The sequence below is a fragment of the Pseudomonas sp. BN414 genome (assembly GCF_029871275.1).
Classification (GTDB): Bacteria; Pseudomonadota; Gammaproteobacteria; order Pseudomonadales; family Pseudomonadaceae; genus Metapseudomonas; species Metapseudomonas resinovorans_C.
In genome coordinates, this window is sequence record NZ_SSOL01000076.1 from 1 (window position 1) to 19,539 (window position 19,539).

A 19,539-nucleotide genomic window follows, 5' to 3' on the forward strand; every position below is an offset into this window, starting at 1 on the left:
GGCATGTCCAGCAGCTTCTTCGAGTGCACCCTGGCCCAGGTCTACAAGCGCGCCGATGGCGATGGCCTGTACCGTGGCGGCCCGTCCTACTACATCCAGCACGGCCTGAAGCTGCGCTGGATGGCGCTGACCTTCGCCGTGCTGCTGCTGGTGACCTACGGCTTCGCCTTCAACGGCCTGCAGGCCTTCACCGTGACCCACTCCCTGGAAAACGCCTTCGACCTGCCGGTGCAGTACACCGGTATCGGCCTGGCCGTGCTCCTGGGCCTGGTGTTCATCGGCGGCATCAAGCGCATCGCCTCGGTGTCCGACCTGCTGGTGCCGGTCAAGACCCTGGCCTACATCGCCGTCACCTGCTACGTGATCATCTCCCAGATCGAGCTGGTGCCGGACATGCTGGTGACCATCGTGAAGAGCGCCTTCGGCCTGGAGCCGGCCTTCGCCGGCCTGCTCGGCAGCGCCATCGTGATGGGTGTGAAGCGCGGCGTGTTCGCCAACGAAGCCGGCCTCGGCAGCGCGCCCAACGTCGCCGCCGTCGCTGCGGTGAAGCACCCGGCCGCCCAGGGCGTGGTGCAGGCGTTCAGCGTCTTCCTCGACACCTTCGTGATCTGCACCTGCACCGCGCTGCTGATCCTGCTGTCCGGTTTCTACACTCCGGGCTTCGAAGGCGACGGCATCGTGCTGACCCAGAACTCCCTGGCCGCGGTGGTCGGTGAATGGGGCCGCGTGTTCATCAGCGTGGCGCTGAGCCTCTTCGTCTTCACCTGCATCCTCTACAACTACTACCTCGGCGAGAACGCCCTGCAGTTCCTGGTCGGTCGCAGCCGCGCCGCCCTACTGACCTACCGCGGCCTGGTGCTGGCGCTGATCTGCTGGGGTTCGATGCAGAACCTGGGCACCGTGTTCGCCTTCGCCGACATCACCATGACCTGTCTGGCCTTCGTCAACCTGGTGGCCCTGGCCATGCTGATCAAGGTCGGCCTGCGGGTGATGCGCGACTACGACGAGCAGCGCAAGGCGGGTATCGACCAGCCGGTGTTCGACTCCGCCAAGTTCGCCGACCTGGATCTGGACCGCGATGCCTGGCCGACCAATCCGGTCGCCGACGCCTCCAACGTCAACGTCGCTCACGGCCTGGCGCAAAGCCACCGCTGATCGCGTCGTCCGGTAAGACCTGGTGCCGCTCCTCCGCTGACGCGGGGAGCGGCACTGTCGTTTCTGCACCTTCGCCTTTCCGAGTTATCCACACCCATGAATGCTGTGAAGAACCTCTTCGTGCTCTATACCGGCGGCACCATCGGCATGCTGCAGACGCCCGAAGGCCTCGCTCCGGCCAGCGGCTTCGAGGCACGCATGCGCGAGCTACTGGACGGTCAGGGACTGGCACTGGACTGGAGCTTCCAGGAACTGCTGCCGCTGATCGACAGCGCCAACATGCGCCAGGCCAACTGGCTGGCCATGCGCGATGCGATAGTCGACGCGGTGGAACGCGGGCACGACGGCGTGCTGCTGCTGCACGGTACTGACACCCTGGCCTACAGCGCAGCGGCCCTCGGCTTCCTGTTACTGGGCCTGCCAGTACCCGTGGTGCTGACCGGCGCCATGCTGCCGGCCGGCAGCGAAGGCAGCGATGCCTGGCCCAATCTGCTGGGGGCCATTCGCGAACTCCAGACCGGGATCGCGCCCGGCGTGCATCTCTTCTTCAATGGCAACCTGATGCATGGCGCCCGCGCCAGCAAGTTGCGCTCGGACGCCTTCGACGCGTTCACCGTGCTTTCGAGACCACGGGCGGGTGAGCACGCCGGCCGGATTCCCGCCGGCCTGGATTACCGCACCCCGCGCCAGACGGTGAACCTCGCGGTGCTGCCGCTGTTCCCAGGCCTAGCCGCCAGCCACATGGAAGCGCTGCTTTCCAGCGGCGTGCAAGGGTTGGTGCTGGAGTGCTACGGCAGCGGCACCGGTCCGTCGGATGACAAGGCGCTGCTCGACGTCCTGCGCGCGGCCCATGAGCGCGGCGTGGTGCTCGTCGCCACCAGCCAGTGCCCGGCCGGGCATGTGCAAGCAGGCGTCTACGCTGCCGGCAGCCAGTTGCTGGCCACCGGCCTGGTGCCGGCCGGTGGCATGACTCGCGAGGCGGCGCTGGGCAAGCTGTTCGCCCTGCTCGGCGCCGGTTTGCGGCAGGAAGAGGTGGAGCAATGGTTTGCCGTGGACCTGTGTGGGGAAATGGTGGACTGAGTGGCCCCGGGGCATCGTTGGGGGCAGCGGAGCTGCCCTTGGCGAATGAATTCGCCCCTACAGCGAAAAGGCCGAGCACGATCCTTCGCGAGCAAGCTCGCTCCTACAGAAACTCACCCAATGACTCCGCTTGATGGGTTTCGCTCCGCTCAACCACATCCTACGAAAACGGCCACCAGCCGCGGTCGTCTTCCAGTTCGGCGCGGCAACTCGCCAATTGGCGGCTGTAGGACCGGGACTGCTGGTCAACCTTGCGTGCCACTTGGGTCAGCCAGGGCTTCTGCCGGTAGCTGCCTCGACGGAACCCGCCCCGCCCTTCGTGGTAGGCCAGGTACTGGTGGTGCGCGTCCCATTTCGAGATGCCCAGTTGCCGCTGGGTGGCGTCGGTGTACCAGCCGATGAAGTCCATAGCGTCGCTGAAGGACGTGCGTGAGCCGCCCGAGCCCGTTGCCTGCTGGTAGTCCGCCCAGGTGGCGTCCAGCGCCTGGGCGTAGCCATAGGCGGAGGTCACTCGGCCCCAGGGAATGAAGCCGAGCAGGTAATCCCGTGGCGGACGCGCATCGTGCCGGTAGCTGCTTTCCTGGTCGACGATCGCCATCGCCACCGGGATGGGCGTGCCCCAGCGGGCCTCCATCTCCAGGGCGTCCTCGTACCAATCCGGGTATTCGCGAAAGATCGCGCACAGGTTGTCCGGCGCTCGCGGCGGCGCCGTGGCGCAGCCCGACAGCAAGGAAAGCGCGACCAGCAGCGAAGCAATAGCGCACAGCGCGAATCGGGTACGCATGGAAGGGGCGCCAGGACGGCCTAAATCCGCGCCGGAAGGCCGAGGCGATAGCCCTGGAATAGCTTGAACGGAAGTCCCTTGGCGACCTCGTGTTGCCAGCCGGTCTCGACTTTTTCGGCCACCAGGTCCACCTGGTAGCGATGAATGAAGTCATACAGCCTTTCGCCTAGCACGGCATAGCGTCTGGACAGGAAGTCCCGATCCTCGTGCAGTGGCACGCCCAGTCCCTTCAGGTCGAACTTCACGACATCGCACAGGCCCAGGTCGAGTTCCCAGTGGACCGGGCTGTCGATGTCGTAGCCGTCGAGCGCCACCAGCACGTCTTCCTGCTTCAGGCGCATCAGCCCCTTCATGTATGACCTGAAGCCGTCGACGCTGCCCACTGGGCGTTCCGTGACTTCGACCACCAGCTGGGCACCGCAGCAACGCAAGTCGGCGGCACCTTCGATGAGTTCATCGATCAGTTCCGCTTCCGCCAGGCTCCGCTTCTCGACATTGACGAAGTGCCTCACCGGCAGGCTACCGGTCTGGGTGTCGTGAAGATATCGAGCGTAGCTGCGGTCGAGCATGCAGCGGATGCGCAGTCCCTGGAGCAGCTCGCGCGTGAGCCGCTGGAGGTCGTCCCGCGGCAGCCGGCTGATGGCGTCTTCGGTGCTTTCGACAAAGGAGTCGAAGGCGAACCGGGAGAGACTTTCGAAACCGACGACCCGGTCCTGCCGGTCCTTGATCGGTTGCAGCCTGACTTCGCCCATTCGGGCCCCGGTCAAGGGGCGGGCCGGGTACAGGGTTCGCCCCTGGTGAACGGGCAGGCTTTGGCGAATCGTACGAAGGGACATGGGGCGAGTACCCGCAGCTCGAAAGAGCCGGCAGGCTAGGTGCCCGATTCCTATTGATGGAAATCAGAAATCTTCATTTCGGCCCCGGTGGATAGCGGCTACCGGCCCCGAAGAGCCGGTCTTTGCTGCGGACTCAGGCCACTTCGCCGCGAATGTACTGTTCCAGATGAAGGATCAGGTCATCCTGCTCGGCCATGGCCTCTTTCACCAGGTCGCCGATGGACAGCAGGCCGACCAGTTCGTCGTCTTCCACCACCGGCAGGTGGCGCATGTGCTGCTCGGTCATCAGTGACATGCATTCACGGATGCTCTGCTTCGACGTCACGGTCAGCACCGGCACGGTCATGAACTCGCGCACCACGGTCGCCACGGATGAACGCCCTTGCAGCACGCCTTTGCGTGCGTAGTCGCGCTCGCTGACGATGCCAACCAGCCGCCCGCCCTCGGTCACCGGCAAGGCGCCGATGTTCTGTTCGTCCATCACCCGCAGGGCTTCGAGCATCGGTGCTTCGACGTCAATGGTGTGAACCTTCTGCCGCGGCTTGGCGCGGAGCATCTGTGCGACGGTCTTCATCTGTAATCCCTCCGGTAGCGTTGGCTGGAAGGCCAGAATGCCCGCAGTCCAGCCCGCTGCGCCAAGGAGGGATTTTCATGGTGACTATTAATAAATTCATTCGCGAAATGGCAAGGCACCGTGCCAGCCGATGACAGCCCTCACCCCCGGCCCCTCTCCCAGAGGGCGAGGGGTGACTCTCGACCCAACCTTCGGAACAGTCCTGTGGGGGCGATTTCAATCGCTAAGCAGGTCAAAGACCTGCCCTGTAAGCGAGTTCATTCGCGAAAGGGGAACGACGTCGCTCCCACAGCACGTCCACTCACCTGTTTCCCGGGCACAAAAAAAGGGAGCCTTGCGGCTCCCTACGGGGACTATCGCCGGAGCAATCAGGCGATTTCGATCAGGACTTCACCCGGGTTCACGCGGTCGCCCTTGGCAACGTGGACGGACTTGACGGTGCCGTCGATGGACGCCTGGACTTCGGTTTCCATCTTCATGGCTTCGGTGATCAGCACGGCCTGACCGGCTTTCACCTGGTCGCCTTCCTTCACCAGCACATCGACGATGTTGCCCGGCATGGTCGTGCTGACATCGCCCGGTGCGCTGGCGCTCTTACGCTTGCTGCCGGCACCTGCGACGAACTCGTTGAGCGGCTCGAACACCACTTCTTCCGGCATGCCGTCGATGGCGAGGTAGAAGTGGCGCTTGCCGTCGCTCTTCACGCCTACGCCGGTGATGTCGATGCGGTAGCTCTCGCCGTGGACGTCCACCACGAACTCAGTCGGAGTGCCTTCGCCGCCGACCGGGGCCGCACCCTTGCCGTTGGGCATGGGCAGCAGTTCTTCCGGCTTCAGGGTGCCGGCGGCACGCTCTTCGAGGAACTTGCGGCCGATGTCCGGGAACATGGCGAAGGTCAGCACGTCCTCTTCGCACTTGGCGAGGCTGCCGATGTCTTCGCGCAGCTTGTTCAGCTCCGGCTTGAGCAGGTCGGCCGGACGCACATCGATGACTTCCTCGTTGCCGATGGCCTGACGGCGCAGTTGCTCGTTGATCTGACCCGGCGCCTTGCCGTAGCGACCTTGCAGGTAGAGCTTCACCTCGTTGGTGATGGTCTTGTAGCGCTCACCGGCCAGCACGTTGAAGAAGGCCTGGGTGCCAACGATCTGCGAAGTCGGAGTGACCAGGGGCGGGAAGCCGAGGTCCTCGCGAACGCGCGGGATTTCCGCCAGTACTTCCGGCATGCGGTTCAGGGCACCCTGTTCCTTGAGCTGGTTGGCCAGGTTGGAAATCATCCCGCCCGGCACCTGGTTCACTTGCACGCGGGTGTCCACGCCAGTGAACTCGCTTTCGAACTGGTGGTACTTCTTGCGTACAGCGTGGAAGTACATGCCGATTTCCTGGATCAGTTCCAGGTCCAGGCCGGTGTCGTACGGGGTGTCGCGCAGGGCGGCGACCATCGACTCGGTGCCCGGGTGGCTGGTGCCCCAGGCCATGCTGGAGATGGCGGTGTCGATGCGGTCGGCACCGTTTTCCACGGCCTTGAGCTGGCACATGCTGGCCACGCCGGCGGTGTCGTGGGAGTGCACGACCACGTCCAGCGGCAGCGCGTCTTTCAGCGCCTTGACCAGTTCGCCGGTGGCGTACGGGGTCAGCAGGCCCGCCATGTCCTTGATGGCGATGGAGTCCACGCCCATGTCGGCCATCGCCCTGCCCTGGGCAACGAAGGCGTCGATGGTGTGCACGGGGCTGGTGGTGTAGGCGATGGTGCCCTGGGCGTGCTTGCCGGCGGCCTTCACGGCCTCGATGGAGGTACGCAGGTTACGCACGTCGTTCATCGCGTCGAAGATGCGGAACACGTCGATGCCGTTGACCGCAGCCTTGGCGACGAAGGCACGGACCACGTCATCGCTGTAGTGGCGGTAGCCCAGCAGGTTCTGGCCGCGCAGGAGCATCTGCAGGCGGGTGTTCGGCAGGGCGGCCTTGAGCTTGCGCAGGCGCTCCCATGGGTCTTCCTTGAGGAAGCGCACGCAGGCGTCGAAGGTGGCGCCGCCCCAGACTTCCAGCGACCAGTAGCCGACCTTGTCGAGCTTGTCGCAGATCGGAAGCATGTCTTCGGTGCGCATGCGGGTGGCCAGCAGGGACTGGTGCGCGTCGCGCAGGATGGTATCGGTGATCGAAATCTTCTTGCTCATGTTCTGAATCCTTCCCCTACAGGCCGGCGTGGGCGGCGATGGCGGTGGCGATGGCGATGGCCAGGTGCGACGGGTTGCGCTTGATCGAGTACTGGGTCAGCTCCGGATGGCTCTCGACGAAGCTGGTGTTGAACTCGGCGCTGCGGAACTCGGGATTACGCAGGATTTCCTGGTAATAGGGCGCGGTGGTCCGCACACCCTGCACGCGCATGTCGTCGAGGGCGCGCAGGCCACGGTCCAGGGCTTCTTCCCAGGTCAGTGCCCAGACGATCAGCTTCAGGCACATGGAGTCGTAGTACGGCGGAATGGTGTAGCCGGTGTAGATCGCGGTATCGGTGCGAACGCCGGGGCCGCCGGGGGCGTAGTAACGGGTGATCTTGCCGAAGGACGGCAGGAAGTTGTTCTTCGGGTCCTCGGCGTTGATGCGGAACTGCAGGGCGAAGCCGCGATGGATGATGTCGTCCTGCTTGACCGAGAGCTCCATGCCGGAGGCGATGCGGATCTGCTCACGGACGATGTCGATGCCGGTGATTTCCTCGGTGATGGTGTGTTCCACCTGCACGCGGGTGTTCATCTCCATGAAGTACACCTCGCCCTCGGCGAGCAGGAACTCCACGGTACCGGCGTTCTCGTAGCCCACGGCCTTGGCCGCACGCACGGAGAGGTCGCCGATGTAGGCGCGCTGCTCGGGGGTGAGCTGCGGGCTCGGGGCGATCTCGATGAGCTTCTGGTTGCGGCGCTGGATCGAGCAGTCGCGCTCGAACAGGTGCACGGTGTTGCCGAAGGAGTCGGCCAGGATCTGCGCTTCGATGTGCTTCGGATTGACGATGCACTTCTCGAGGAAGACTTCCGCCGAGCCGAAGGCCTTGGTGGCTTCGGAAATCACGCGCGGGTAAGCCTGTTCCAGTTCCTCGCGGCTGTTGCAGCGACGGATGCCGCGGCCGCCGCCACCGGAAGTGGCCTTGAGCATCACCGGGTAGCCGATGCGCTCGGCTTCGCTGAGGGCCTCAGCGAGGTCGGCGACGTTGCCTTCGGTACCGGGGGTGACCGGCACGCCGGCCTTGATCATGCTGCGGCGGGCTTCGGTCTTGTCGCCCATGCGGCGGATCACTTCGGCGCTCGGGCCGATGAACTTGATCCCGCGCTCGGCGCAGATATCCGCCAGTTCAGCGTTCTCGGAGAGGAAGCCATAACCCGGATGCAAGGCATCGCAGCCGGTCTCGACCGCCAGGTTCACCAGTTTGCGCGGGTTCAGGTAGCCCGCCAGGGGATCGTCGCCGATGCTGTGGGCTTCATCGGCACGCTTCACGTGCAGGGCGTGCCGGTCGGCATCGGAGTAGATGGCCACCGAGCGGATGCCCATCTCGGCGCAAGCGCGCACGATGCGGACGGCAATCTCACCACGGTTGGCGATCAGGATTTTCTTGATCACGAGTTGTCCCTCGACCAAGTGAACAGGCGATCGGCTGGGCCGGTCGTTGGGTGACCGCAGGTCGTGTAGCGGTCGCGTCATTACCCTACGCCGCGGATGGGAATAACCCTAATCAATAATTATTGGGGTATCCATTAGGATGAGCTTATAGTCAGCAACCTGCCCACCCCCGCGAGGCTGAAATCGATGCGCAAGACCTTGCTGCGTATGACGCTGCGCCAGCTCCAGGTATTCCGAGCGGTGTTCGAAAGCCGCTCCTACAGCCGCGCGGCCGAGGAAATGGCCCTGACCCAGCCGGCCGTCAGCCTGCAGATCCGCCAGCTCGAGGAGCTGGTGGGCCAGCCGCTGTTCGAGTACGTCGGCAAGAAGCTCTACGTGACCGACGCCGCCGAGGCACTGATGCGCGCCAGCAGCGATATCTTCCAGCGCCTGGCCAGTCTCGACATGCAGCTCTCGGACCTGCAGGGCTCGCTGCAGGGCCAGCTCAACCTGGCGGTGGAGTCGAGCGCCAAGTACTTCGTGCCGCACCTGTTCGCCGCGTTCCGCGAGCAGCATCCGGACGTCAGCCTGCACCTGGTGGTGACCAACCGCGCGCAGGTGATCAAGCGCCTCTCGGACAACCGTGACGACCTGGTGATCATGTCCCTGGTGCCCCAGGACATGGCCCTGGAATTCCTGCCGTTCCTGAACAACCCGATCGTTGCCGTGGCGCCGCCCAGCCACCCACTGTGCAATGCGGCGAAGCTGACCCTGAAGGATCTGGAGTCTTACACGCTGCTGGTGCGCGAAGCCGGTTCGGGCACCCGCAAGGCCTGCGAGGAGTACTTCCAGCAGAAGCGCGCACACTTCGCCGAGACCATGGAAGTGGCCTCGCTGGATGCGCAGAAGGAATGCGTGGTGGCCGACCTTGGCATCGCCCTGATTCCACGCCACGCGGTGAGCCTGGAACTGGCGACCGGGCTGCTGCGGGAGTTGCCGGTGGAAGAATTGCCGCTGTATCGCAGTTGGTGCGCCGTGCACGCCAAGGGCAAGCGGCTATCGCCGGTCGCCCAGGCGTTTCTGGCCTTTATCCGCGAAGAACGCGCACAGATCAGTGCACTTTCGCACCGATTTTCCGGCGCACTGCCTTTGACGACAACAGGTAGTTAGCGGCGATCAATTCGGGGTAGGGATAATCCGAACACTCCATCTGCAGGCGGCGCTGATCGGCGCGGTCTTCAATGGCGCGACGAAACTGCATACGCCGCTGATCCTCCAGTTTGCGCCGGGTCTTGCTGTCCAGATGGGCGGACTCATCGTGAAAGCGTTGCATGGCATCTCTCCCAGGGTGGGTTCGGAAGCAGGCTGACAGGCGCAGGATCGTCCCCGCCCGTGACGCTTTCGCGAAGGCTCGGTGAATCTGTGGTGAAGCGAAGGTTTCAGGCTATCGGCGCGATAGCTGGACAGACCGGCGCGGCGCGACTTTGCTCAGCAATTACGGGCAACGTCGCTGGAGGACGCCATGAGCAATGCCGTCGAATTCTTCCAACGCTTTCCGATCCAACGGGTGCGCGCCAGCATCCTCGATGACGTTCTGGCCAGCGAACGCCAACGGCTCGTGCTGCTCTACCTCTGGCAGGACGATTGCCCACTGTGCGATGTGGCCAAGCACGACCTGCTGCGCACCCAGGAACGCTGCCAGTGGCCCCAGGTGCGCTGGCTGCATGACGAAGTGGACGAAGACCCGGCGCTGGCACTGCGCTTCGGGCTGCACGGCGTGCCGACTTTCATAGCCCTCTACCGCGGCCGGCCGCTGGGACGGATCACCAGTTGGCCGGGCAGCGGGCCATTCATCGAGGCGATAGAGCGGCTCCTGGTACGACAAGGGCTCGTCTGAGCGAAGCAGGCTCGAAGGAGCTCAGTCCTCCGCGCTCTTCACCGACTTGGGCGACAGACGGAGGCTGCGCAGGCTTCGCTTCACGCTCTTGAGGTGGTTCACCAGGGTCGGGCCACGGGCCATGGCGACACCCATCGCCAGCACATCGATCACCACCAGATGGGCGATCCGCGAGGTCAGCGGGGTGTAGATTTCGGTGTCTTCCTGCACGTCGATGGCGAGGTTCACCGTGGCCAGGTCGGCCAATGGGGTCTGGCTCGGGCACAGGGTGATGAGGGTCGCGCCGGCCTCACGCACCAGGTTGGCGGTGATCAGCAGGTCCTTGGAGCGGCCCGACTGGGAAATGCAGATGGCCACGTCCGAAGGCTTCAGGGTGACCGCCGACATCGCCTGCATGTGCGGGTCGGAATAGGCCGCCGCGGTGAGCAGCAGGCGGAAGAACTTGTGCTGGGCGTCGGCCGCCACCGCACCGGATGCGCCGAAGCCGTAGAACTCCACACGCTGGGCCTGGGCGCAGGCGCCGATGGCGCGCTGCAGCGCTTCCGGGTCGAGCCTTTCGCGGACTTCCATCAGGGTGTGCAGGGTGGTGTCGAAGATCTTCAGGCTGAAGTCCGCGACCGAGTCGTCCTCGTGTATCGCGAACTGGCCGAAGCTGGCACCGGCAGCCAGGCTCTGCGCCAGTTTCAGCTTGAGGTCCTGGAAGCCGCCGCAACCGATGGCGCGGCAGAAGCGCACGATGGTGGGCTCGCTGACCCCGACACCCTGGGCCAGGTCGGCCATGGAGCTGTGCATGACCGCAGCGGGATCGAGCAGGACGTGGTCGGCGACTTTCAGTTCCGACTTGCGTAGCAGATGACGCGACTGGGCGATATGTTGCAGCAGGTTCACAGGGCAGGCTCTGTCTGGAATGGGGGTTTTGCCGGTTTCTTCAGTCATGCAACGGGGCGCGACTCGGTTATGATCGGCGGAATCAGGCTGTAGTGGCCTTGTAGTTATACTACATGAACCGCTTTTCCGCCCACTTGAACCACCTTTTCTCAGCGTGCAAGGAAGGGAGAGCGCATCCTTGACCAGCTCCTGCGACATGCTCGTCTTCGGCGGCACCGGCGATCTCGCGCTGCACAAGCTGCTTCCGGCCCTCTATCACCTGCATCGCGAAGGGCGACTGCATCCGCAGATGCGCATCCTCGCCCTGGCCCGCAATACCCTCGATCGTGACGGCTATCGTGCCCTCGCAGAGCGTCGCTGCCGCGCCCAGGTAGCGCGTTCGGACTTCACCGCAGAAGCCTGGCGCGGCTTCTCCGAGCGCCTCGATTACTTCGCCATGGACGTTTCCCAGAGCGCCGACTTCGTCCGCCTGGCCCGCCACCTCGGACCCGACCCAGGCTGCGGGCGGGTCTATTACCTGGCCACCGCCCCCGACCTGTTCGAGGACATCGCCGCGCACCTGTCGATCGCCCGGATGGCCACGCCACAGTCACGCATCGTGCTGGAAAAGCCCATCGGCCACTCGCTGGAGTCGGCCCAGGCGATCAACGCCGCGATCGGCAAGGTATTCGACGAATCCCAGGTGTTCCGCATCGATCACTACCTGGGCAAGGAAACCGTGCAGAACCTCATGGCGCTGCGCTTCGCCAATGGCCTGTTCGAGCCGATCTGGCGCGCCGGGCACATCGACCATGTGCAGATCAGCGTCTGCGAGACGCTCGGCGTGGAGAACCGTGGCGCCTACTACGACCGATCCGGGGCCATGCGCGACATGGTGCAGAACCACCTGCTGCAGTTGCTCTGCCTGGTGGCCATGGAGGCGCCGGTACGCTTCGATGCCGAGGCGGTGCGCAACGAGAAGGTGAAGGTACTCGAGGCGCTCAAGCCGATTTCCGGCCAGGACGTGCGTGACAAGACCGTGCGCGGCCAGTACAGCGCCGGCAAGATCGGCGGCCAGGAAGTGCCGGCCTATTACTTCGAAAAGAACGTCGACAACGACAGCGATACCGAAACCTTCGTCGCCCTGCAGGCGGAGATCGACAACTGGCGGTGGGCCGGCGTGCCCTTCTACCTGCGCACCGGCAAGCGCCTGGCGCGCAAGTACTCGGAGATCGTCATCCAGTTCAAGCCGGTGCCGCACCGCCTGTTCGCCGACGGCGAGGCCAACCGCCTGCTGATCCGCCTGCAACCGGAAGAGCGCATCAGCCTGCAACTGATGGCCAAGACCCCGGGCAAAGGCATGAACCTGGAGCCGGTGGAGCTGGACCTGAACCTGGCCAAGGCCTTCAGCCACCAGCGCCGCTGGGACGCCTACGAACGCCTGCTGCTGGACGTGATCGAGGGGGACTCGACGCTGTTCATGCGCCGTGACGAGGTGGAAGCCGCCTGGCGCTGGATCAGTCCGATCCTCGATGGCTGGCACGAGTACTACCAGAGCCCCCGCCCGTACCCCGCCGGCTCCACGGGGCCGGAACAGGCCCACAGCCTGCTGGAACTGCACGAGCGCGCCTGGCACGACTGAAGAGCACCAGTCTCCTGTAGGTTGGTGCAGAGCGCAGCGAAGCCCAACAGGCAGGGGTTGGCCCGGGCAACGTTGGGCCTCGCTTCGCTCGGACCAACCTACGAAAGACGGCCCCCAGCAGCCCCATTGCTCCAGAGCAATATTCCTCCCCGCCGCCCTCCCTAGAATCGCGCGTCTTTCGCCCTGCCTCCGCGAGCCGCGCCATGCACAGCCCCGAACTGCTCTCCCCCGCCGGTACCCTCAAGGCCATGCGTTACGCCTTCGCCTATGGCGCCGATGCTGTTTACGCCGGCCAGCCGCGCTACAGCCTGCGGGTACGCAACAACGAGTTCGATCACGCCAACCTGGCCCTTGGCATCGCCGAGGCGCATGCCGCCGGCAAGCGTTTCTACGTGGTGGTGAACATCGCCCCGCACAACGCCAAGCTGCGTACCTTCCTCAAGGACCTGGAGCCGGTCATCGCCATGGGGCCGGATGCGCTGATCATGTCCGATCCCGGCCTGATCATGCTGGTTCGCGAGCACTTCCCGCAGATGCCCATCCACCTCTCGGTGCAGGCCAACGCAGTGAACTGGGCGAGCGTGAAGTTCTGGCAACAGCAGGGGCTGAGCCGGGTGATCCTGTCCCGTGAACTCTCGCTGGAAGAGATCGGGGAAATCCGCCAGCAAGTGCCGGGCATGGAGCTGGAAGTCTTCGTCCACGGCGCCCTGTGCATGGCCTACTCCGGCCGCTGCCTGCTCTCAGGCTATCTCAACCACCGCGACCCCAACCAGGGCACCTGCACCAATGCCTGCCGCTGGCAATACAGCGCGAAACCGGCGCAGGAAGATGACGTGGGCCAGTTGGTGCCCACGCTGGGTTGCGGCGCGCCGAGCGAGCAACTGGTCCTGCTGGAGGAGGCCAATCGGCCGGGCGAACTGATGTCTGCCTGGGAAGACGAACACGGCACCTACATCATGAACTCCAAGGACCTGCGCGCCGTGCACCACGTGGAGCGCTTGCTGCAGATGGGCGTGCACTCACTGAAGATCGAGGGCCGCACCAAGTCGCACTTCTATGTGGCACGCACCGCGCAGGCCTATCGCAAGGCCATCGACGACGCCTGCGCGGGAAGGCCCTTCGACCGCGCGCTGATGGACGACCTCGAATCCCTGGCCAATCGCGGCTACACCGAAGGCTTCCTACGTCGCCACGTGCATGACGAGTACCAGAACTACGAACACGGCTACTCCCTTGCCGAGCGCCAGCAATTCGTCGGCGAGCTGACGGGAGTGGTGCGCCAGGGCCTCGCGGAAGTGCGCGTGAAAAACCATTTCGCCGTCGGCGACCGCCTGCAACTCATGACGCCGCAAGGCAATGTGGATTTCAGGCTGGACACCCTGGAAAACCGCTTCGGCGAGCGCAAGGCGGTGGCGCCGGGTGACGGCCATACCCTGTACCTGCCGCTGCCGACGGACCTTCCCCTGGAAAACGCGTTGTTGCTGCGCTGGTTCAGCACCGGCAATAGCTGCACCGCCGCAAGCGCCTGATGCCGGGTGGAAATGGTCCATTCGAACCTGTAGGAGCGAGCTTGCTCGCGAACCGACGTGGCACAAAGCTTCGCGAGCAGAGCTCGCTCCTACAAAGCCCCAGCTTCGTAGGATGGGTTCAGCGGAGCGATACTCATCGCCCCACCCAATGGCTCAGTACCAGAGCGCCGTTGCCTGTTCCCTGAGTAGTCGCACGAACTGCGGCGCTTCCACCGGCGGGCTGATCAGGTAGCCCTGGATTTCGTCGCAGCGCTGGCTGCGCAGGAAGTTCAGCTGCTCCTGGTTCTCCACGCCCTCGGCCACCACCTTCAGTTCCAGGCTGTGGGCCATGGCGATGATCGCGCGGGTGATGGCGGCATCCTCGCTGCCGGCGGATAGGTCGCGGATGAAGGTCTGGTCGATCTTCACGTAGTCCACCGGGAAGCGCTTGAGGTAACTCAGGGACGAATAGCCGGTGCCGAAGTCGTCGATGGCCAGCTTCACGCCCAGCTGGCGCAGCTGATGGAAGGTGGCGATGACATTCTCGACGTTCTCCAGCAGGTGGCTTTCGGTCAGTTCCAGCTCCAGCAGGCGCGCCTGCAGCCCGGTTTCCTCCAGCACCTGGCGTACCAGGCTGACGAGGTTGCCCTGGCGCAACTGGTGCATCGACAGGTTCACCGAAACCCTTATGTCGGCCAGCCCCTGGCGCTGCCACTCGCGGGCCTGCTGGCAGGCCTGGCGCAGCACGAACTCGCCGATGGGCGCGATCAGCCCGGTCTCCTCAGCCAGGCCGATGAAGTCCCCCGGCGGGATCAGCCCCTGCTGCGGATGGCGCCAGCGCACCAGCGCCTCGGCGGCATTCAGGCTGTTATCGGCCAGACCCAGCTTGGGCTGGTAGAAGACCTCCAGCTGGCCTTCCTCGATGGCCTTGCGCAACTGGTTTTCCAGCTGCAGGCGCTCCAAGGTGCAGGCCTGGAGGTTGTCGGTGAAGAACTGGAAGGTATTGCCGCCCAGGTGCTTGGCATGTTGCATGGCCATGTTGGCCTGGCTGATCAGCGCGGAAATGTCGCGGGCGTTTTCCGGGAGCAGGCTGATGCCCAGTGAGCCGCTGATGACCAGCTCATGGCCTCCCACGGTGATCGGCATGCGCAGCTTTCCAAGCAGACGGCTGGCCTGGCGCGCCAGGCTGGAAAGGCTGCCGTAGGCGTCGAGGATTACCGCGAACTCGTCACCGGACAGGCGTGCGATGGTGTCGGCTTCCGGAACCGCCTGGGTCAGGCGGCGACTGACCTGGCGCAGCAGCTGGTCGGCCACTTCATGGCCGAGGCTGTCGTTGAGCACCTTGAATCGATCCAGGTCGATGTGCAGCAGGGCCAGGCTGCGGCCACTCTGCCGGGCGCGCTGGCTGGCCTCGTGCAGACGGTCCTTGAACAGGGTGCGGTTGGCCAGTCCGGTGAGTTCGTCATAGTTGGACAGGTAACGCAGGCGCTCCTCGGCCTCCCGGCGGGAGGTGAGGTCAGCGAAGAAGCCCACGATGTGGCTGACGTTGCCCCGGGAGTCGCGCACCATGTTGAGTTGCAGCCATTGCGGATAGAGCTCGCCGCTCTTGCGCGTGTCCATCAGCTCGCCCTGCCAGCTGCCGCTCTGTTCCAGCTCTTCGCGGATCAGGTAATAGCGGCGACGGGCTTCGCGGTTACCGATGAGAGTCGCGACGCTGCGCCCGATCACCTCATCCTGGCGATAGCCGGTGACCTGGCTGAAGGCTTCGTTGGCCTGGATCACCCGGTAGTCAGGATCGAGGATGACGATGCCCTCGCTGGCCGCCTCTAATACCGTGGCCGCCAGGCGCTGTTCCTCGTCCTGGTGCTTGCGCGCCGTGACGTCGCGACGGGTGCCCAGCATGCGCAGCACCGTGCCGTCTTCATCGCGCTCCACCACGCGGCCGCGGTCTTCCACCCAGACCCAGTGGCCGTCGTTGTGGCGCACCCTGTAGTCGATGGCGTAGCCGTCCGTGCGGCCCTTCATATGTTCCACCAGGGCGCGACGCAGCAGCGGCAGGTCGTCCGGGTGCAGGCGCGGCTTCAGGTCGCTGAGGACGCGGGTCACGTCGTCGGCGTCTATGCCGAAGATCGCCTTGAGCTGCGTGTGGTGGACTTCGTCGGTTTCCAGGTTCCAGTCCCACAGGCCCAACTCGCTGGCTTCCAGCGCCAGGGCCAGGCGCGCCTCGCTCTTGACCAGCGCATGGCTGGCATCGGCCAGCTCCAGGGTGCGCTGGGCCACGCGCATCTCCAGTTCACCATGGGCGCGGCGCAGTTCACGCTCGGCCCGGCGGCGCTGTTCCACTTCGCGGGCCAGTTCCCCGTTGAGGCCTTCGGCACGGGTCTTGGCTTCTTCCAGATGAGCGATCAGCGCCTGGTTCTGGAACCGCTGCAGGAGGCTGCGCTGCACCAGCCGGTTGATCTGCCAGGCCACTACCATGAGCGACGCAGCCAGTATCACGCCCAGCACGCCCCAGCCGCGCAGCAGGGAGGTATCTCCCAGCAGCAGCCAGGTAATGGACGGCAACAGGCATGGCAAGGCGAAGGTGAGGAAGGCGGAAAGACTGACGGCATAGGCGACGCTAGCGGAGAGGATCGCCGCGGCGATCAACCCGTAGACCAGAGCCTGGGTCAGGAATGCGTCCGGCGGCACCAGCGCCACGGCGGCGAACGCCAGGGTCAGGCCGGAGGCACCGGCCCCCAGCAGAAAGGCGTGGCGCCAGCGCGGACAGGCCTGCTTCGACGGCAGTGCCTTGTTGAAGGCGGCCACCTGGGTCAGGCGCAGGATGGCCAGCAGCACCAGCCAGACCAGCCACACGCCGAGCAGCAGGCTGTTGCCCGTCCCCCACAGCAGGTAGGCGCAGGCCAGGCCGTTGAGCAGCATGAACAGGGTCGGGACCTGGGAGCCCTGGTAAAGGAGGCGCGTTCGTTCGGCCGCAATGTCGGTCGCGAACTGCTGGCGGATCTCGCGGCTGTCGACCAGGAACGACGCCTGGTCGGCGGGCATTGAATTGGCGGTCATAGGCGCTTTTTTTTAGTGGTCTGCCTAAGCGAGCCCGGAGCTTACCCGAGCGGTGAATCGCTGCAATAGCTTTATGTGCGAGGTTCCGGATGAGCGTCGCCCAACTTTCGGAGGGTCTCCGCCGTGGGGATCGGCGACCATCCGGCTGACTATCCGGTCATCGGTTTGCCCTCCCCCAGCCGCGCCCCTAGAATGCCGCGATGCATGATGATCTCTCCCTCCTTCTGAACTCCCTCAACGACGCTCAACGCCAGGCCGTAGCGGCCTCGCTGGGGCGTCAACTGGTGCTTGCCGGCGCCGGTTCCGGCAAAACCCGTGTGCTGGTGCACCGCATCGCCTGGCTGATCCAGGTGGAGCAGGCTTCGCCGCATTCGATCCTGTCGGTGACCTTCACCAACAAGGCCGCGGCCGAAATGCGCCAGCGCATCGAGCAATTGCTGGGGATCAACCCAGCCGGCATGTGGGTCGGCACCTTCCACGGCCTGGCACACCGCCTGTTGCGCGCCCACTGGCAGGAAGCGGGCCTGGCCGAGAACTTCCAGATCCTCGACAGTGACGACCAGCAGCGCCTGGTCAAACGGGTGATCCGCGACCTCGGCCTCGACGAGCAGCGCTGGCCGGCACGTCAGGCCCAATGGTTCATCAACGGGCAGAAGGACGAGGGCATCCGTCCGCAGCACATCCAGGCCGGCGGCGACCTGTTCCTCGGCACCATGCTGAAGATCTACGAAGCCTACGAAGCGGCTTGCGCGCGCACCGGGGTGATCGACTTCTCCGAGCTGCTGCTGCGCGCCCTCGACCTCTGGCGTGACCGCCCGAGCCTGCTGGAGCATTACCAGCGGCGCTTCCGCCACGTGCTGGTGGACGAGTTCCAGGACACCAACGCCGTGCAATACGCCTGGCTGCGCCTGCTCGCCAAGGGCGGCCAGAGCCTGATGGTGGTGGGCGATGACGATCAGTCGATCTACGGCTGGCGCGGTGCGCGGATCGAGAACATCCAGCAATTCTCCAGCGACTTCCCGGACACCGAGGTGATTCGCCTGGAGCAGAACTATCGCTCCACCGCCGGCATCCTCAAGGCCGCCAACGCCCTCATCGCCAACAACCAGGGGCGTCTGGGCAAGGAACTCTGGACCGAGGGCGAAGACGGCGAGCCCATCGGCCTTTACGCCGCGTTCAACGAGCACGACGAAGCCCGCTACGTGGTGGAGAGCATCGAGAGCGCCTTGAAAGACGGCATGGCCCGCAGCGAAATCGCCATCCTCTATCGCTCCAACGCTCAGTCGCGGGTACTGGAAGAAGCCCTGCTGCGGGAGAAGATTCCCTACCGCATCTATGGCGGCCAGCGCTTCTTCGAGCGCGCCGAGATCAAGAACGCCATGGCCTACCTGCGCCTGCTCGACGGCCGCGGTAATGACGCTGCGCTGGAGCGGGTGATCAACGTGCCGCCGCGCGGCATCGGCGAGAAAACCGTAGAAAGCATCCGCGAGTTCTCCCGCGTCAACGACGTCTCGATGTGGGAAGCGATTCGCCTGATGATCGCCAACAAGGCCCTGGCCGGTCGCGCCTCCAGCGCCCTGGCGGTCTTCATGGAGCTGATCGAGAACCTGACCGCGAAGTGCCTGGACATGCCCCTGCACCTGATGACCCAGACGGTCATCGAGCAGAGCGGCCTGGTCGCTTACCACAAGGACGAGAAGGGCGAGAAAGGCCAGGCCCGGGTGGAAAACCTGGAAGAACTGGTCAGCGCCGCCCGCGCCTTCGAGAACGAAGAACCCGAAGACGACCTGACACCGCTGCAGGCCTTCCTCAGCCACGCCTCGCTGGAGGCCGGGGAAACCCAGGCCGACGCCTTCGAGGACAGCGTGCAGCTGATGACCCTGCACAGCGCCAAGGGCCTGGAATTCCCCCTGGTGTTCCTGGTGGGCATGGAAGAAGGCCTGTTCCCGCACAAGATGAGCATGGAAGACCCGACCCGCCTGGAGGAGGAACGCCGCCTGGCCTATGTCGGCGTTACCCGCGCCATGCAGCGACTGGTCATGACCTACGCCGAAACCCGCCGGCTCTACGGCAGCGAGACCTACAACAAGGTCTCGCGCTTCGTCCGCGAAGTGCCGCCGCAGCTGATCCGCGAAGTGCGCCTGAACAACAGCATCAGCCGTCCCATGGGCAGCGGTAGCCGCCACGGCTCCATCTTCGATGGCGCCGCCGTACCGGAAACGCCCTTCTCCCTGGGCCAGCGGGTACAGCACGCCTTGTTCGGCGAAGGCACCATCCTCAACTTCGAAGGCGCCGGCGCCCAGGCCAGGGTGCAGGTGAAGTTCGAGAGCGAAGGCAGCAAGTGGCTGATGCTGGCCTACGCCAAGCTGCAGCCGCTCTGATTTGTCTGTGGGGGCGAATTCATTCGCTGAGCAGGCCGTAGGCCTGCCCTTGGTGATCAAGGGGCAGCTGCGCTGCCCTTAGCGAATGAATTCGCCCCCACAAGAGCAGCAGCCGTCCCCTTCGGCATCACCCTCCGCCCGTCCGATGCCCCTGCCGCCGCCGTTCGCTT

15 protein-coding genes are annotated in these 19,539 nt (G+C 64.9%); 7 read left to right on the plus strand and 8 right to left on the minus strand.

Annotation, left to right across the window (positions count from 1 at the left end):
- The coding region (locus E8E95_RS23860; RefSeq protein ID WP_280354400.1) for an alanine/glycine:cation symporter family protein at positions 1-1,155 on the plus strand (1,155 nt) is incomplete at its 5' end.
- Positions 1,156-1,251: 96 nt separating this feature from the next.
- Positions 1,252-2,235, plus strand: a complete 984-nt coding sequence (locus E8E95_RS23865; protein WP_280354402.1) for an asparaginase — start codon at positions 1,252-1,254, stop codon at positions 2,233-2,235.
- A gap of 160 nt (positions 2,236-2,395) precedes the next feature.
- Here E8E95_RS23865 and E8E95_RS23870 read toward each other — a convergent pair whose 3' ends face one another.
- From E8E95_RS23870 to E8E95_RS23890, 5 genes are all read right to left on the minus strand, one after another.
- On the minus strand, positions 2,396-2,992 hold the full coding sequence (locus tag E8E95_RS23870) for a hypothetical protein (protein ID WP_280354756.1): 597 nt from the start codon (positions 2,990-2,992) through the stop codon (positions 2,396-2,398).
- Between the two features lie 47 nt (positions 2,993-3,039).
- Positions 3,040-3,855: an EAL domain-containing protein gene (locus tag E8E95_RS23875; RefSeq protein ID WP_280354403.1), complete on the minus strand. Its 816-nt coding sequence runs from the start codon at positions 3,853-3,855 to the stop codon at positions 3,040-3,042.
- 133 nt (positions 3,856-3,988) lie between these two features.
- Positions 3,989-4,429, minus strand: a complete 441-nt coding sequence (locus tag E8E95_RS23880) for a CBS domain-containing protein (protein ID WP_077524396.1) — start codon at positions 4,427-4,429, stop codon at positions 3,989-3,991.
- 368 nt (positions 4,430-4,797) lie between these two features.
- Complete coding sequence (oadA, locus tag E8E95_RS23885) at positions 4,798-6,603, minus strand: sodium-extruding oxaloacetate decarboxylase subunit alpha (protein WP_280354404.1); 1,806 nt, start codon at positions 6,601-6,603, stop codon at positions 4,798-4,800.
- Positions 6,604-6,619: 16 nt separating this feature from the next.
- Entirely contained in the window at positions 6,620-8,035 is a 1,416-nt protein-coding gene (locus tag E8E95_RS23890; RefSeq protein ID WP_280354405.1) for an acetyl-CoA carboxylase biotin carboxylase subunit, read from the minus strand.
- Between the two features lie 201 nt (positions 8,036-8,236).
- On the opposite strand from E8E95_RS23890, the gene E8E95_RS23895 reads away from it, so the two are divergent.
- Positions 8,237-9,184 carry a LysR family transcriptional regulator gene (locus E8E95_RS23895; RefSeq protein ID WP_280354770.1) on the plus strand — a complete coding sequence of 316 codons (948 nt, stop codon included), beginning with the start codon at positions 8,237-8,239 and terminating at the stop codon, positions 9,182-9,184.
- Here E8E95_RS23895 and E8E95_RS23900 read toward each other — a convergent pair.
- A complete protein-coding gene (locus E8E95_RS23900) occupies positions 9,126-9,347 on the minus strand; it encodes a transcriptional regulator (protein ID WP_280354407.1) in 222 nt (73 codons plus the stop codon). The genes E8E95_RS23895 and E8E95_RS23900 overlap by 59 nt on opposite strands.
- Before the next feature lie 189 nt (positions 9,348-9,536).
- On the opposite strand from E8E95_RS23900, the gene E8E95_RS23905 reads away from it, so the two are divergent.
- Positions 9,537-9,911 carry a thioredoxin family protein gene (locus tag E8E95_RS23905; RefSeq protein WP_280354409.1) on the plus strand — a complete coding sequence of 125 codons (375 nt, stop codon included), beginning with the start codon at positions 9,537-9,539 and terminating at the stop codon, positions 9,909-9,911.
- A gap of 21 nt (positions 9,912-9,932) precedes the next feature.
- On the opposite strand, the gene hexR is transcribed toward E8E95_RS23905, so the two are convergent.
- Positions 9,933-10,799 carry a transcriptional regulator HexR gene (gene hexR, locus E8E95_RS23910; protein WP_077527452.1) on the minus strand — a complete coding sequence of 289 codons (867 nt, stop codon included), beginning with the start codon at positions 10,797-10,799 and terminating at the stop codon, positions 9,933-9,935.
- A 196-nt stretch (positions 10,800-10,995) separates the two neighbouring features.
- Between hexR and zwf the strand changes: the two genes are divergently transcribed.
- Together zwf and yegQ are read left to right on the plus strand one after the other, a co-directional pair.
- A complete protein-coding gene (zwf, locus tag E8E95_RS23915) occupies positions 10,996-12,420 on the plus strand; it encodes a glucose-6-phosphate dehydrogenase (protein WP_280354772.1) in 1,425 nt (474 codons plus the stop codon).
- Between the two features lie 203 nt (positions 12,421-12,623).
- Positions 12,624-13,949, plus strand: coding sequence for a tRNA 5-hydroxyuridine modification protein YegQ (gene yegQ, locus E8E95_RS23920; RefSeq protein ID WP_280354411.1), 1,326 nt, complete (start codon positions 12,624-12,626; stop codon positions 13,947-13,949).
- A 153-nt stretch (positions 13,950-14,102) separates the two neighbouring features.
- On the opposite strand, the gene E8E95_RS23925 is transcribed toward yegQ, so the two are convergent.
- On the minus strand, positions 14,103-16,973 hold the full coding sequence (locus E8E95_RS23925; protein WP_280354774.1) for a GGDEF domain-containing phosphodiesterase: 2,871 nt from the start codon (positions 16,971-16,973) through the stop codon (positions 14,103-14,105).
- A 215-nt stretch (positions 16,974-17,188) separates the two neighbouring features.
- Here E8E95_RS23925 and uvrD point away from each other — a divergent pair, with 215 nt between their 5' ends.
- Positions 17,189-19,369: a DNA helicase II gene (uvrD, locus tag E8E95_RS23930; RefSeq protein ID WP_280354413.1), complete on the plus strand. Its 2,181-nt coding sequence runs from the start codon at positions 17,189-17,191 to the stop codon at positions 19,367-19,369.
- The last annotated feature ends 170 nt before the right edge of the window (positions 19,370-19,539 follow it).